The following is a 14,252-nucleotide window of genomic DNA, read 5'->3' as shown; positions in this document are numbered from 1 at the left end:
ATTGAATTGCAATGCAAATACGGGCACACTGATCGAATGATTATTTAATTTATTGAGATAAAATGATCCGGAAAATTTTATTCCTTATGGCGCTACTTGCATCAACCAAAATAATTGCTTCGCCACAAGAAACGGTGCACTTTGTAGCGGAAGATTTGCCTCCCTATCATTTTATTAATGGCCAAGGAGAAGTGGATGGTGGCCTAGTTGAGCTTGCTCAAGCGGTAGCAGATAAAGCAAATGTTACTGCTAAAATTAGCATAATGCCGATGGCACGTGTGTTACACGAATTAGAAACAAAACCTAATGTGGTGTTGTTATCTTGGCTAAAAACACCAACTCGAGAAGTCTATTTCCGCTTTTTGGGTACTGTGTGCCATACGTCCGCATCACTCATTGGTCTGAAACAATCTCAAACGCCTATAAATGATCTTGATGCTGCAAAGCGGTATCGCACCGGAACCATACGCGGTTATTATAGTGAAACCTTTCTCAAACAAGCTGGTTTTTCTGAAGGCTATGAGTTGGTTTTAGTGTCAAACTACCAAAGTCTTTGGAATTTATTGTTTAAGGGCCGGATTGATTTTGTCCTAACCAACACATTAACACTCGAGAAAGAACTAAATGCCCTTAAACTGGACCCAAAAGCAATTGAGCATAAGTTACTTCTTGAGCATTTCCCAAGTGAGTTGGCTCTGGCGGTGAATGCAGAGTTTCCCAATGAGCTTGCGAACCGCTTGCAGCACGCACTAGCGGAATTAAGTCAAAGTGGTCAGCAACAAGCTATTTTGGAGCGCTGGAAAATTCACTAAATTGAATGCAGCCGCTCGGTTTCGTATGTTTCTAAATTAGTATAAAGTGTGTAGACATAAATTTAGCGCATTAAGGATAGGCGTGATGCTGCAAGAGTTGGTGAGTTATTTTGGCATACTAGCAAGTATATGGATGCTGGTAGGGGTATATGGCGTTGCCAAGCGTTACCCAAATTATAGTCACAAAAATCAATTTTGTAGTGAGTTAGGCGCCAGTGGTAGCCCAACAGAGCGATTGTCTCCTGCAGTTAATAATTACCCCTTAGCCCTGCTATTTTGTAGTTTCGGTTTTTATATCATCTTGGTACCCGAAGGGAACTGGGCATTAGGTGTTATTGGCGGTTTGATTGTTTGTCATGGTCTAGCAACTGCTGTTGCAGGTTTCTTTCCTATGGATCGGGATCCATACACAACCTCGCCAAGTCGAGCGTGTAATATTCATTCTTTCGCAGGCATGGTAATGCTATTAAGCTTACTTATCGCCCCTTTATTGGTTTGGTTTGTAAGCCCGTTAAATTCACGATTTGCTTGGTTTTCTACCGTTTGTGTATTGATTTGTGTCGCTTTTAGCTATCAGCTTGCCAACGCTTACAAGCAAAAGCGTAATAGTGGGCTCTATCAGCGATTAAGTTATGGCACTCAGTTAGTTTGGCTGAGTGCACTGTGTTTTATAGTGTAAGGTGTTGATAAGCCGATAAAATGGCTTGCGCTTCGGGTTTGCCTTTGGCAACACGTGCATAATGATCCAGCGTTTTCTCTAAATAGCGTTTGGAAAGCGTGCCTTGTTGCCAAATCGCTTCGCCCAACGGGGTTATGGCAGCGCCAGTCTTACCTGAAGTAAGGTAGAGCACTTCGTAAATACGTCGATTTTCTTCAACCAGTGATTCATGGATCACCTTAAGTGGCAAAGATTGCAAGTTTTGCCTCAGGGTATAATGATGATGAACTGGGCAAAGCAAGAAATCGACCTCGTCACGCAAATTGCAGCAAAGGCTTGTCATCAGTTCTGCGGTTAAGTCGCCGCCAACACCTGCGATGATCACTAATTGCCTGCCAGAGTATTGTGCAAGAGGGAGCTTCGCAACGTCTTGGGTGTAAAGGCTATAGCGCGTTTCAGCTTCTGGAAAGAAGCGTGCGAGATCCTGTTTCACTTTCGCGATAAGCATTGGGACTACATCAACAAAGTGTATGTGCGCTTGGCTCGAATGTAAAAATTGTGCGCCAAGCTGGCCATGATCACAGCAGCAGTCCCAAATATGTTGATAGTCTTCAGTAACAACATCATGCAAAGTCTGTAAGCGTTTTCCAAGCTTCAAGTGGATTCCTTTTATTCAGGCGTAGGTATGGTGGCGCGTTGCACTAAAGTGGTTAAGTAGGCGATGAATAAGGTAAATTGCACAGAGACTTACCGTAATTGCAACGCTCACTGAACTGAAGCGATACAGTGCGCTATAGATTAAATCTTGATTTGGCGCGAGAGACTGACCAAATAAGATCCCAAAAGTGGTAATAATACCAAAGCCAATCCCAGGAGCACCACCACTTAGCAAGTGGTAGCGACTAAAAATGAAGACTAAGATCCATAAAATCAAAATTGGAAAAAGTAAAATTTGGCTATAGATTTGCAGTAGGATTTGCGCTGCTAATGCCAAGTTACAACCTATCAGCGTGCCAACTGCACGTTGCCAGCCGGCAGTGCCTGCCGCCTTCCAACTCAGTGGAAAGAGGATTAGTATTGATGCCGCTTGGGCGGAAACGGAATCTTGTAAATCTAGGATTTGGAATACCATAAATGAGAGAGTGGCTACGGTGGCGCACAGTAAGACTTCATGGCGAATACTTGCCGCATCTTTCGCAGGCCGTGGCGGTAATTGACGCACAGTAACATCTGGAAATAACCAATGCATTGCATATGCGGTTGCGATACTAATGAAAATAGCCAGAGAGTTACTGGCTATGAGTGAATATAAGCCACCACTGGTTGAAGCGTAACTAGCAAAATGAAGTTGGATTGATAGTCCCACCACACTCATTGCACCAAATAAGAAGTTAACGCCTTTGCTCATTTGCAAAAACAAGAAGGCAAATAAGGTAAAGGTGAGTAGGGACATTAACGCAGGGTGGAAGCCAAATAGCCCTTGTAGTACTAACACCGAAAAGGCACAGACTAACCCACTTAAGATAAACTGGCGCACTATGTGTGCGTTTAACATTGGTACTAAGCCAAGTAGCAGCATGGGATATACGGTAAAAAAGATACCGTACGGCCAGTTGAGCAGTTTGCTTAGTGCAAAGCCTAACGTACTCCCAGTTGCAATACGTAGCATCTGTCTGAGGTCATTGGCGTTTAGTGCAACTTTCATATCAATAAACGTAGTGAAGTAGACTGACGAATTTAATTTGCGCTTGTGCAAGGGTTGCAAGCAAAGTGCTTTCAGGCAGCACTTGAACCGTCGCTCTGGCACCACTTGCTAGTAAAGGTAATGGCTCATCAAATGATAAATGAACGCGTTGACGCTGCGCATCTCGCACCCAGCGATTGGAGGTCTCAACGGCAGCCAATTGGCCGTCGGCATTGAGTTGCCCATCACTGACGCCAGCAGAAAATTCATGGATCACGGCGGGATAGACTTTGCCCGGTAACGCATCAAAGCTCACTAGCGCTTGTTCGCCAAGTTTGACGTGGTAAAGCGATTTTTCTCTGAAATCTGCAGCTAAGTCAACATTGTCCGAAACCAAACTGGTTAGACTCACACCCGTTCGAGCATAGGTTCCGGTGGTGATCTGTAAGTTACTAATGATGCCATCATGGGGCGCGCGTACTTCGGTATAGCTGAGCTGTAATTTAGCCTGCTCTACGGCATTTTGTGCTTGCATTAGTGCAATATTCTGTTCGTCGGTTGCACCACGCTTTACTTCAAGCGCATGTAGATTAGCTCTGAGTGCACTAAGCTGTGACTTAGCCGTCGCAAAGTTTGCTTGAATTTGATCTGATTCCTGCGTTGAAATTGCGTGTTGTGACAGCAAAGATTGGCTGCGTTTATAAAGTCGCTGTTGCTCATCATATTTGGCTACAGCAGCCTCTATTTGTGCTTGCTGGGCAACTACCTGTGCGTCTAATTGTTTGTTTTGTTGATTAACTTCTGCCAAAGCGAGCTCAGCCTGAGCTAATGCTAAACGATACGGCGCTTCATCGATAGTAAGTAGGAGTTGCCCTTGCTGAACTCTTTGGTTATTGCTGATATTCACTGCAAGCACTTCACCACTGACTTTAGGCGTCACTTTGGTTACTTGATGATATACACGTGCCTGAGGCGTCATTGGTATATAGAGATCAGCAAAGATAAAATAGCTAAAGCAGAGTGCAAAAAGAGCGATTGAAACCTTTACGTAGCGGGAAAATTGCTGATCTGGACTAAGTTTACTCACTGGTACTCCCATTTTCAGAAATATTGTCACAACATTGCTGAGCATTGTTCTCAAGTTTGACCAAAGCATGTGCAATAGCATTGAGCTCGTCATCGCTAAGCTCATGATATAAAAGTGCCTTCACTTCACTGATCCGCATCTTTAGCTGCGCTAATTGGGCTTGCCCGTGTTCGGTGAAGTAGATTTTACGACAGCGTTTGTCTTGCTTATCAATGCGGCGCTCAATCACGTTATTTTCTTCTAACTGTTTCATCGTGCGAGTCAGGCTCGGCATTTCGATATCTAAACTGCACGCCAATTGGTGTTGTGTACAGCCTTCACCTAAATGATGAATATGCATCATGGCGGTCCAGCGTGGCTGGGTAAAACCGAGTGGCTCTACAGCTTGGGTTACGGCTTGACGGCAAATTCTATGGACTCGGCCTAACTTGCCACAGAGACTGAGATCGAGCGTTTCATGAAATGGAAGTGACGACATAACTTAGATACATTTATTTAGCATGCTAAGTATTCTAAATTAGTTAGCATGCTAAGTAAATGCTGCATGTTTAGATTATTGCAATATTAGCTTTAACTCTCTGAATTGGCGGTGCTTATTTTTAGTAAAAATCGCACATAGTGAATACAAACGTGGCTAATTACAGCGATCGCAACAACAAGTTCAAACCAAACTAGGTACTGCAACACACTTAACCAACCTGAGCTTAAGTGTTCGCTGCCGGGCCAAGTGACGACTTTACTAATGGCGGTGACGCCGATGACTAATGGAAAGGTATATGCTGCAAAAGCGGGACTAAATGGCAGTCGCAGAAGCTGAATAAAAGCAAGGTATATCGCTAGGGTCATAATAATAGCAATACTCAGTAGGGCAAACACCACGTCAGCCGCTGGCATTGGGTGGACACTTAAATATCCTGCCAAACATAGACTCGCAGGCGCTGCCATGACTGCAATTGTAGGTTGGGTTTGCTGTGGTATGGCACTGCCTCTACACAAACGGTAAATCATGAACGGTAGCAGCAGTAAGTAAAATATCACTCCCAAGTACCAAAGCCCCATAGCCAAAGGTTGCAACGCTGACATGCCGTTAAAGGTGACATCGGCAACGACAAACCCAACAGGGGGAATAAACCAACTTGGCACTAGCTGGTTGAGCTCAAAATTGCGGCTGCGAAAATACACGAAGCTGGCTAGCAAACCCAGATGAACTGCAATGGCGAGTAGCCAAACCACAGTTGCAATAAGGTGAGAATAGGCCGCGATGCTATGAGAAATCACCATGATTGTCATGGCGCTGGTTGGTAATACACTCCCAACCACTGGATGCGCGAGATCTGCTCTTAATTGAGCTGGTTGATGAATAAACTTAAGCACTAACAGCAATAAAATAAAGCCAGCCAGAAGTGCACTTAAAGGTTTTAACACAAAAAATGTGGGAAAGAGGTTACTGATACACCAGCCTAAACTAGCCAGCCCAAGAGCAAGACCAGACATAGGGGTGGGGATATTGGCTGTTAGTTTTTTACCATAAGAAAGAAGAGTAGCCATGCGTAATTTCACAACAATTGTTCGGTGAAGGGATAATACGCTTGCGCTTTGATTAAGAATATCTGAATATATTTAAATTAGTGTTCAATAATTCTTAACGCCAATGATAACCCTTAAGCAACTCAATGTATTTACGGTAATCGTGCAAGAGCGTTCGATCACGGCCGCTGCGGATAAGCTATGTTTAACTAAGGCAGCTGTTAGCATGGCACTAGCGGAGTTAGAGCGTCATCTCGAACAACCATTATTTGATCGTGTAAATAATCGATTAATGATAAATCCTGCCGGAGAGTTATTACTACCGCATGCGCATCAAGTGCTTGATAGATGTCGCTTCTTAGAGTCCTTATTTAAAGGAAGCGAGAGGCTATATGGCGAAATTAAAATTGGTGCCAGCGATACCTTAGGCAATCATTTGCTGCCTCCCATGTTAGCGGCTTTTCAGCAGCAAACAGGGCATACGCAGCAGCAGTTGTTTATAACCAATACGGCGAAGGTGTGCGCCATGCTTCGTGATTACGAATTAGACATTGGTTTTGTTGAAGGCCGAGTGATAGGCGAAGATTTAGACATCATGCCTTGGTTTGAAGATGAAATGTGTATCGTAAGTGCAATGGACTTTGCGGTAACTGACTTTCAAATGCTGATACAAAGTCAATCTCGTTGGCTGTTGCGGGAACAAGGCTCCGGCAGTCGAGAATTTTTCTTAGCGAATATTGCAGCGCAGCTTACGTCGTGGCGAACCGCGTTTGAGTTAAATTCTACCGAGGCGATTATAAATGGTGTTGCGGCAGGGCTCGGTTTAGCGTGTATCTCAAAATACTCCGCTGAACATGCCATAGCACAGCAACGAATTAAGGCGCTTTCAGGTTTAAAAGCCACACCGAGGCAGTTTTGGCTGGTGACGCGTAAAGATAAATTTCAAAGCCCAATATTAACGCGACTCATTGACTTTGCGACGCACTGGCGTTGAACTTGCCTGCCGACTCAACACAGCTTGCAATGGGCATAAACTTCACAATCGCTGAATGAACTTTCTAAAACCTCGGGTCTTATAGACAATAGCATATTAAGAGGTTAGATATGTCGTTCAGAACTATCGATTATTCTATTTCAGGCGTGTTAGCAGTGAGCTTATTACTGCTTGGCATTTCATTTTTGTTTGGCGCTGGGTCAAGTACCATTTCAGGCACCTTTAGCTTTTACGGGTTAACAGAGTGGGTGCCTGTTGCCACGCTTGGCATTGTATTTGGCTTTGCGTTAATGGTCGCTGCTGGTTTAGTCATTTTACAGCAATGTAAGATTATTCCTGCGGCGTGGCCACTTGCCTTAATTGCCATCATTAGTTTATTTACGTTGTTGACGTTGTTTGCCGAAAACCGCTGGATAGCAGCCCATGGCGGTTTTCCCGTTATTGGTTCAGGGCAAGGGATCATCAAGTATTTTGCGTTAGTACCCATCGCACTATTTCTCTACTGCCGTCATTATATCAACACGCGAGCGCTCATATGGGCGAACTATTTCCCGGTGGCATTGGTTTTAGTCTGGATCGGTGGAATGAAATTTCTTGAACTCGAAGCAAAGGCAATCGTGCCGCTAGTAGAAACTTCACCGTTTATGTCTTGGATGTATGAGTTGTTTACCGTGCAAGAAGCCTCAAACGTGATAGGCACCTATGACATTTTGATAGCAGGCTTGCTCGGCATTGGCATTTGGTTCAAACAGCGAGTCTTGATTGGTGTTGCAAGCCTTGGGTGTCTTGCGGTATTTGTTATGACACAAAGCTTTTTGTTTACCGCAGCCGGTGCGTTTAGCGACATGAGCTTGCTTGGTGGTTTGGGACAATTTGTGATTAAAGACTTGTGGTTTATCGCCAATATCATGGTGATGGTATTTTTGACATTGGAGTCCAGCTCGGCTGAGTCCATAGAGCCAGCGGTCACGTAAATTTCATTGTGATGCAGCCCTGCTGCCAAAAGAGCGTGACCTGAGTTGCGCTCTTTTTATTTTTATCACATATGCCAGATGTGCCAAGTGAAGTTTTTTCTGAAAATAGTCCTGTCGGCAGTGAAAATTAAATGTGAATAAGTTAAGGTCATAAAAAGTTGATATCAGTGGTCTAAGCTAGATTATCAAACGTATACAGCAAGATGCCATTGGTATTAAGTGGCAAAGTGAGCAAAGTTTAAAAGCTGCATGCATTGAAATGGTGTATGTATCGAAGTAGCAAGTTTAAAGAAGATAATTGTATGGAAAGACCAAATACATTAAAGCCAATCTGGCTTTCTGGTGGCGATGTAGAGAAAAAGCGCGCTGAGATCAAAGCATACTTCAACAATAGCTGGCAGCAGTACGAATCATTATTTAGCAATATCAACAATGACGACGCCTATTTTGTGAAGGCTGAGCGGTTACGGCATCCTCTCATTTTCTATTTCGGTCATACCGCTTGTTTTTACGTTAATAAGTTGATGTTAGGTAAATACATCACTCAACGTGTTAATCCACACATTGAATCTACCTGTGCAGTTGGCGTAGACGAAATGTCTTGGGACGACCTTGATAGCAATAATTACGATTGGCCAACAGTGCCAGAAGTGCGTGCTTATCGCCAACAGGTGAATGCGCTTATTAACGGGTTAATTGATGAGATGGATATTACTCTACCAATCACTCAAGAGAGCCTTACGTGGGTTGTCCTAATGGGTATTGAACATGAGCGTATTCACCTAGAAACCTCCTCTGTAATAATGCGGATGCTGCCGCTGGCTGACCTGACTTTACAACCCGGTTGGGAAGCGTGTGATGAGTACGATGATGCACCTGACAACAACCTAATCTCAGTAAGCGGTTGTGATGTTCGGCTTGGCAAACCTGAGTCAAATCAAACCTACGGTTGGGATAACGAATATGGTGTACAAGACGTCAAAGTGGCGCCATTCAAGGCCAGTAAATATGTGGTCTCAAACCAAGAGTTTTTAACCTTTGTCGAAGCTGGTGGCTACCAGCAGCCTAAGTTTTGGACGGCTGAAGGTCAAGCTTGGCTGGCTTCAACTAAATCAACCATGCCGCGCTTTTGGATAAAGAAAGACACAGGCTTTTGGCAACGAAATTTAGCCGAGGAAATTCCATTACCTCTCAATTGGCCAGTTGAGGTTAATTACCTTGAAGCGAAGGCTTTTTGTAACTGGAAGTCTGAGCAAAGTGAGCACTTTGTACGCTTACCAACAGAAGCAGAGTGGCAAGTACTACGCGATAAGCTTGATGTTGATCTGCCGACATGGAGCGAAGCGCCGGGAAACATCAACCTTGAGGTATGTGCTTCAAGCTGTCCGGTTAACCGTTTTGAAACTGAAGGTTTATTCGACATCATCGGCAATGTTTGGCAATGGACGGAAAGTCCGATCGACGCATATAGCGGCTTTAAAGTGCATCCATTATACGATGATTTCTCGACTCCCACTTTTGACGGTAAACATAATCTGATCAAAGGTGGTTCTTGGATTTCTACAGGTAACGAAGCCGTGCGAGACTCTCGTTATGCCTTTAGACGCCACTTCTTCCAACATGCAGGATTCAGATACATCGAAAGTGAGAGCCCACAAGTGCCAGTGCAAAAGGTCAACTTGTGCGAAATGGATTCGGACGTTGCCAATGCGCTACATAGCCACTACGGCAAGCCTGTTATGCATTTTGGCAATCCATTGCAAAGTGTTGTTTCACAGCTAATGGTGCATTATCAAGGTAATACAGATAAAGCGCTGGATTTGGGTTGCTCGGTCGGTCGTGCAAGTTTTGAATTAGCGAAACACTTTACTCAAGTAGATGGCATTGATTTTACTGCGCGCAATATTCAACACGCGTTGGCCTTAAAAGAAGGCACGCCGGTACGCTTTGCTACCGAGATTGAAGGTGAAATTGTGGACTTCCACGAAGTGTCTACTTCGCAATTAGGTTTTAATGAACTCAGTGAGCGTATCCATTTCTGCCAAGGGGATGGGCATAACCTTAAACCACAATTCGCCGAGTATGACTTAATCTTGTGTCATCGTGTTGTGGAATACTTATATTCACCAAAAACCTTTTTAAACCAAATTAAATCGCGCTTGAATGCAGGCGGGATCCTTGCGATAAGCTCAGCCTATCAGTGGGACAAAGCGCTAACCCAAGCACAAAACTGGTTGGGCGGTTATAAGGTCAGTGGTGAGAACGTCACGGGCCGTGATGGTTTAGAAATTTTACTGGGACGAGATTTTGAACTGTTGGCTGAAGATGAAGTAATGTCCGCCATAAGCAAAAACGCACGTAAAGTTGAACTAGAGCGATGCCAACTTACGCTATGGCGTCTTAAATAGTCGTTGATACCCATGCCAGCCAAAGTGCTGGCATGACTTTTTAGGTTAGAGAATGGAATTAGTATTACCCGATCACATTAAGTTTAGTCAAAGCTTGGCTACTCCCATCGACATCAACTTGAGTGATTCCTGCGCTCAAGGTGTCACGCTTGGTGAACTTATTGAGCTTGGTGGCGGTAAAATGCCAGACATTGAACTGGGTTACAATCCGATTGCGGGCAGTGAAGGGCTAAAAGCGGCGATTAAAGCTTATCATCTGCCGACGACGGCATGTGTGGATCTTAATCAAATCGTGTCATTTAGCGGTGCTCAAGAAGCTATTTTCACTACGATGGCGCAATTACTAGACCCACAAGATGAGGTGGTGGTCTGTACGCCAAGTTACCCATCGCTTGCAACACTTCCCAAACAGTTTGGCGCTATCGTCAACACGGTGGCATTGCGAGAAGAGGACAACTGGCAGGTTGATATAGAAAGACTCAAAAACGCAGTGACGACAAAAACCAAACTCATTATCGTCAACGCTCCTCATAATCCAACGGGCGCAGGCTTGACTGACAATGAAGTTGGACAAATACAACAACTGGCAGAGCAGTATGGTGCTTACATTTTAAGTGATGAAGTATCAGCACAGAGCCATGGCGATGACCGTGCCGTAAGTGGGCGCTTTTTAGCTTATCCGCGGTCGATTACGTTAGGCGTATTATCCAAAAGTATGGGCTTACCTGGCATCCGAGTAGGTTGGGCAATTTGCGGTTCGAAAGCACTAGCAGATGCGCTGCTGGCCGGTAAAAGCTACTTAAGCATTTGTGGTAGTAAAGTGGATGATCTATTGGCAACAACCGCATTACTGCATAGTGAAACTATTTTAGCGCATAATGCGAACATCATTGCAAATAACGTCCAATTGATACGTGAATTTGTCAGTTTATACTCGCAAAAAGTGACTTGGGTTGAGCCTCGTGGAGGTGTGTTGTCATTGCTGAAGATTAATTCAGTAAGGGACTCTGAAAAGTGGTCACGTCAATTTGCAGAGACCTCGAACACGCTATTGTTACCCGCAACGTTATTTCTATTGGAGAGCGAGTGCCACTTTCGTTTAGGAACGGGTAAGCGTAACTTTGCCGCTGGTTTGGCAAGGCTCGAAACATACCTCTAAATTAATCCAGCATTCAAACTAAGCGTCTATGATAGGTAGTGTTATTTTCAATTAATGCAGGAAAGGAAAAACCTATGGTAAACGTTAAACATTTAATGGCTGGCTTTTTGGCCGTCATGCTTAGTGCATGTGCTTCAATGGGCGATGGTGACAAGGTTGAAAAGCAACGTGCCATCCTAGATATGAAAAACGATGTACTTACTCAGCTTTACAGCAAAAAGCCGGATACGCGTTCGCAAATTGCGGCAGCGCCTGGTTATGCTGTTTTTTCTAATGCCAATATTAATCTGCTATTTGTTGCAGCTGGAACAGGTTACGGTGTCGTACACGATAAGGCGGTAGGAAGTAACACTTATATGAATATGGCTGAAGGTGGTGTAGGCCTTGGTCTAGGTGTAAAAGATTATCGTATTGTGATGGTATTCCATACTCCTGAAGCAATGAATAAGTTTGTTACTTCAGGCTGGACGTTTGGCGGAAATGCAGATGCTGCAGCGAAAGCCGCTAAAAAAGGCGCATCGGTAGAAGGGGAAGCCTATTATGGCGATGTTACAGTGTACACCTTTACTGAAAGTGGTTTGGCGCTGCAAGCAACAGTAAAAGGCACTAAATTCTGGAAAGATAAAGAACTAAATTAATCTGTTCTAATAACGATTTTAGAGAAAAGCCCCGCAAGTCGGGGCTTTTTGTGTATTACTCTTTGATTTCTGTGGCGTTGACACTTTTCTCAAAACGCCTATTTAGCAATTGGCAGACGATAGTTAGCACAATGGCAGCGAACATAAAGCTTGAGAATGGCAAAGGTGACTCAGGAACCGCGAGTGCAAGTAAAGGGCCGACCAAAGCGCCACTACCAAATCGTAGCGTGCCTATCACCGCGGTAGCGGTACCGGTTTGATGTTCAAAACTCAGTAATATCAGTGCATCAGCGTTACTGGCAATGATCCCCAAACTCATCATCAAGGGTGCAATGGCAGAAGCTAGCACCCAAACCGAGACTGATTGGCTACTGAGTATGACTAAGATGGTAGAGCAGACGACACCAATCGCGAGACCGATATTGAGCATTCTCCTAGAACCAAGCCTTGGTACTAAACGCGTGTTGGCAAAGTTACCGAGCATCAATGCAATCACATTCATGGCGAATAACACTCCAAACAGCTGCTCCGACACGCCATAATACTCAAGATAAATAAATGAAACTGAGGTTAAAAAACAAAAGAATGCGAATGATGCCAGCATCGAAGAAAGAATATCGTAGCGGGCCTTCTTTTGTGTTAACACAATACGATAGCTTTTTAAGAAAAACGATAAGCTAAGTGGGACATCAGCTTTAGTCGGAATTGCAATACAGAAAAACTGCAATGCGATGATTACGAGTACCGCATATACCGCTAAAAACCAAAAAATGGCGTGCCAATCAAAGTATAACAAGATCAACGCACCAAGAGAGGGAGCAATTAGTGGCGCTATCATCATGATCATCGAGACATAAGACATTCCTTTAGCTGTGTGCTCTTTGTAGTAATAGCGGATCACACCAGGTACAACGACCGTTGCTGCGGCACCACAAAATGCTTGAACGACCCGCAAGAAGCAAAACATATCGATGTCATTCGTTAGCGCAAGCCCAATTGACGATGCGGTAAACCCGACCAAGCCCCAAATAGCTAACGTCTGTCTTGAGAATCTATCTGCAAGGGGGCCAAACACCATCATGCCGACAGCATAGCCTGCTAAATAGCTACTAAGAGAAACCTGTACTTGCTCAAGCGGGCTATTCAAGCTGTTTGCAATCGCAAGCATTGCGGGGAGATAGAGGTCAATGGCCAAAGGCGTTATTGCGACAATACTAGCCAATAATGGCAATAGTATTGCGGGGAGTGTTGATGACTTCATATGTTGGTATTGTAACCTTATTAATGTTAAGCAGAATATATACACCAATCAGCGACGCTTTATATGGAGATGGAGCTCGGTGCACTAGAGGAGAGCAACGAAAAGACGGCGTTCTGATCAGCAGAAGTTCATGAAAAATTTTTTATATTGTACTAAGTTAGTCTCGTTAAGTGACGAAATTGCGGTAAACTTAGAGAAACTTAAGTTATAAAATAAGAAAAGGAACAAGTTATGAAAAAACTGGTTCTCGCGATAGCCGTGGCAGCAACCCTTGCAGGCTGCAAAACATCGCCTACCGGACGCACTCAGTTAGCACTCTATTCCGAGCAACAAATGGACCAAATGGGTGTTGCAAGCTTTGAGCAAATGAAGCAAGAGCAAAAAGTCGATACTGATGCTAAAACCAATCGCTACGTTAAGTGTATTGCAAATGCCTTAATAGCACAACTCCCAGCAAACTACGCAAACCAGCAATGGGAAGTTGTGGTATTTGAAGATGATTCTGCCAATGCATTTGCGCTACCCGGCGGTAAAATTGGGGTTCATACGGGGATCCTCAAAGTTGCAGAAAACCAAGATCAACTTGCGGCGGTTATGGGTCACGAAGTAGGGCACGTTATTGCTGAACACGCTAATGAGCGCGTATCGCAAAATAGTGTGTTGCAGTTTGGCCTGCAAGCAGGTGCGGCGGTGCTTGAAATGAATAATATCGAATATCGCAATGCCATTATGCAGGGATTAGGTCTCGGCGCGCAGTACGGCGTTGCGTTGCCATTTAGCCGCTCTCATGAAAGCGAGGCGGATGTTATCGGCTTAGATCTAATGGCAAAGGCTGGCTTTAATCCTGAAGGCTCTGTAGCGCTTTGGCAAAATATGGCGAAAATGAGCGAACAGCGTCCACCAGAATTTATGTCGACGCACCCTGCGCCTGAAAATCGAATTAAGCAATTACAAGCCAACATGACAACTGCCCAAGCAACCGCTAACAAAGCGCGTACGGGTGGTTTCGCACCAAGCTGTAAACGCTAATTTCTCAAAACACCAATTGCA

The 14,252-nt window shown here is 44.3% G+C and carries 14 protein-coding genes; 8 read left to right on the top strand and 6 right to left on the bottom strand.

What is annotated here, in order from left to right; genetic code table 11:
- Nucleotides 1-62 precede the first annotated feature (62 nt).
- Nucleotides 63-812 carry a substrate-binding periplasmic protein gene (locus PPIS_RS07590; RefSeq protein WP_248694209.1) on the top strand — a complete coding sequence of 250 codons (750 nt, stop codon included), beginning with the start codon at nt 63-65 and terminating at the stop codon, nt 810-812.
- Between the two features lie 85 nt (nt 813-897).
- On the top strand, nt 898-1,491 hold the full coding sequence (locus PPIS_RS07585) for a DUF998 domain-containing protein (RefSeq protein ID WP_010377549.1): 594 nt from the start codon (nt 898-900) through the stop codon (nt 1,489-1,491).
- Here PPIS_RS07585 and PPIS_RS07580 read toward each other — a convergent pair.
- The 5 genes from PPIS_RS07580 to PPIS_RS07560 all read right to left on the bottom strand — a co-directional run bounded on the left by PPIS_RS07580 (nt 1,481) and on the right by PPIS_RS07560 (nt 5,789).
- The gene (locus PPIS_RS07580; protein WP_010377551.1) at nt 1,481-2,128 is read right to left on the bottom strand and encodes a tRNA (adenine(22)-N(1))-methyltransferase TrmK; all 648 of its coding nucleotides are present in this window, start codon (nt 2,126-2,128) and stop codon (nt 1,481-1,483) included. The genes PPIS_RS07585 and PPIS_RS07580 overlap by 11 nt on opposite strands.
- Before the next feature lie 15 nt (nt 2,129-2,143).
- A complete protein-coding gene (locus tag PPIS_RS07575; protein WP_010377553.1) occupies nt 2,144-3,175 on the bottom strand; it encodes a DUF2955 domain-containing protein in 1,032 nt (343 codons plus the stop codon).
- A gap of 1 nt (nt 3,176) precedes the next feature.
- Nucleotides 3,177-4,241: an HlyD family secretion protein gene (locus PPIS_RS07570; RefSeq protein WP_010377556.1), complete on the bottom strand. Its 1,065-nt coding sequence runs from the start codon at nt 4,239-4,241 to the stop codon at nt 3,177-3,179.
- Nucleotides 4,234-4,719, bottom strand: a complete 486-nt coding sequence (locus PPIS_RS07565; protein WP_010377559.1) for a MarR family transcriptional regulator — start codon at nt 4,717-4,719, stop codon at nt 4,234-4,236. The genes PPIS_RS07570 and PPIS_RS07565 overlap by 8 nt, the downstream gene beginning before the upstream one ends.
- Before the next feature lie 92 nt (nt 4,720-4,811).
- Entirely contained in the window at nt 4,812-5,789 is a 978-nt protein-coding gene (locus PPIS_RS07560; protein ID WP_010377561.1) for a TDT family transporter, read from the bottom strand.
- 103 nt (nt 5,790-5,892) lie between these two features.
- On the opposite strand from PPIS_RS07560, the gene PPIS_RS07555 reads away from it, so the two are divergent.
- The 5 genes from PPIS_RS07555 (at nt 5,893) to PPIS_RS07535 (ending at nt 11,941) form a co-directional block, all read left to right on the top strand.
- On the top strand, nt 5,893-6,762 hold the full coding sequence (locus PPIS_RS07555) for a LysR family transcriptional regulator (RefSeq protein WP_010377563.1): 870 nt from the start codon (nt 5,893-5,895) through the stop codon (nt 6,760-6,762).
- A gap of 110 nt (nt 6,763-6,872) precedes the next feature.
- On the top strand, nt 6,873-7,736 hold the full coding sequence (locus tag PPIS_RS07550; RefSeq protein WP_010377565.1) for a DUF417 family protein: 864 nt from the start codon (nt 6,873-6,875) through the stop codon (nt 7,734-7,736).
- A 302-nt stretch (nt 7,737-8,038) separates the two neighbouring features.
- Nucleotides 8,039-10,144, top strand: a complete 2,106-nt coding sequence (gene ovoA, locus PPIS_RS07545; protein ID WP_010377566.1) for a 5-histidylcysteine sulfoxide synthase — start codon at nt 8,039-8,041, stop codon at nt 10,142-10,144.
- 52 nt (nt 10,145-10,196) lie between these two features.
- Nucleotides 10,197-11,303, top strand: coding sequence for an aminotransferase class I/II-fold pyridoxal phosphate-dependent enzyme (locus tag PPIS_RS07540; RefSeq protein ID WP_010377568.1), 1,107 nt, complete (start codon nt 10,197-10,199; stop codon nt 11,301-11,303).
- Nucleotides 11,304-11,377: 74 nt separating this feature from the next.
- Nucleotides 11,378-11,941 (top strand): lipid-binding SYLF domain-containing protein, encoded by a 564-nt coding sequence (locus PPIS_RS07535; RefSeq protein WP_010377570.1) that lies wholly within the window; start codon nt 11,378-11,380, stop codon nt 11,939-11,941.
- Nucleotides 11,942-11,996: 55 nt separating this feature from the next.
- Here the strand turns inward: PPIS_RS07535 and PPIS_RS07530 are convergent, their stop codons facing one another.
- Nucleotides 11,997-13,202 carry a Bcr/CflA family multidrug efflux MFS transporter gene (locus PPIS_RS07530; protein ID WP_010377573.1) on the bottom strand — a complete coding sequence of 402 codons (1,206 nt, stop codon included), beginning with the start codon at nt 13,200-13,202 and terminating at the stop codon, nt 11,997-11,999.
- A gap of 231 nt (nt 13,203-13,433) precedes the next feature.
- Between PPIS_RS07530 and PPIS_RS07525 the strand changes: the two genes are divergently transcribed.
- A complete protein-coding gene (locus tag PPIS_RS07525) occupies nt 13,434-14,231 on the top strand; it encodes a M48 family metallopeptidase (protein ID WP_010377574.1) in 798 nt (265 codons plus the stop codon).
- The last annotated feature ends 21 nt before the right edge of the window (nt 14,232-14,252 follow it).

This window comes from Pseudoalteromonas piscicida (assembly GCF_000238315.3).
Classification (GTDB): Bacteria; Pseudomonadota; Gammaproteobacteria; order Enterobacterales; family Alteromonadaceae; genus Pseudoalteromonas; species Pseudoalteromonas piscicida.
Note: the sequence above shows the minus strand (reverse complement) of the source record. Positions and strands in the feature narration are given on the sequence as shown.

Bases quoted from the DNA above. Each gene is read 5' to 3' on its own strand.
- ovoA (WP_010377566.1), top strand. From the start codon at position 8,039: ATGGAAAGACCAAATACATTAAAGCCAATCTGGCTTTCTGGTGGCGAT.
- PPIS_RS07560 (WP_010377561.1), bottom strand. From the start codon at position 5,789: ATGGCTACTCTTCTTTCTTATGGTAAAAAACTAACAGCCAATATCCCC.
- PPIS_RS07540 (WP_010377568.1), top strand. From the start codon at position 10,197: ATGGAATTAGTATTACCCGATCACATTAAGTTTAGTCAAAGCTTGGCT.
- PPIS_RS07530 (WP_010377573.1), bottom strand. From the start codon at position 13,202: ATGAAGTCATCAACACTCCCCGCAATACTATTGCCATTATTGGCTAGT.
- PPIS_RS07525 (WP_010377574.1), top strand. From the start codon at position 13,434: ATGAAAAAACTGGTTCTCGCGATAGCCGTGGCAGCAACCCTTGCAGGC.
- PPIS_RS07585 (WP_010377549.1), top strand. From the start codon at position 898: ATGCTGCAAGAGTTGGTGAGTTATTTTGGCATACTAGCAAGTATATGG.
- PPIS_RS07575 (WP_010377553.1), bottom strand. From the start codon at position 3,175: ATGAAAGTTGCACTAAACGCCAATGACCTCAGACAGATGCTACGTATT.
- PPIS_RS07565 (WP_010377559.1), bottom strand. From the start codon at position 4,719: ATGTCGTCACTTCCATTTCATGAAACGCTCGATCTCAGTCTCTGTGGC.
- PPIS_RS07555 (WP_010377563.1), top strand. From the start codon at position 5,893: ATGATAACCCTTAAGCAACTCAATGTATTTACGGTAATCGTGCAAGAG.
- PPIS_RS07590 (WP_248694209.1), top strand. From the start codon at position 63: ATGATCCGGAAAATTTTATTCCTTATGGCGCTACTTGCATCAACCAAA.
- PPIS_RS07550 (WP_010377565.1), top strand. From the start codon at position 6,873: ATGTCGTTCAGAACTATCGATTATTCTATTTCAGGCGTGTTAGCAGTG.
- PPIS_RS07535 (WP_010377570.1), top strand. From the start codon at position 11,378: ATGGTAAACGTTAAACATTTAATGGCTGGCTTTTTGGCCGTCATGCTT.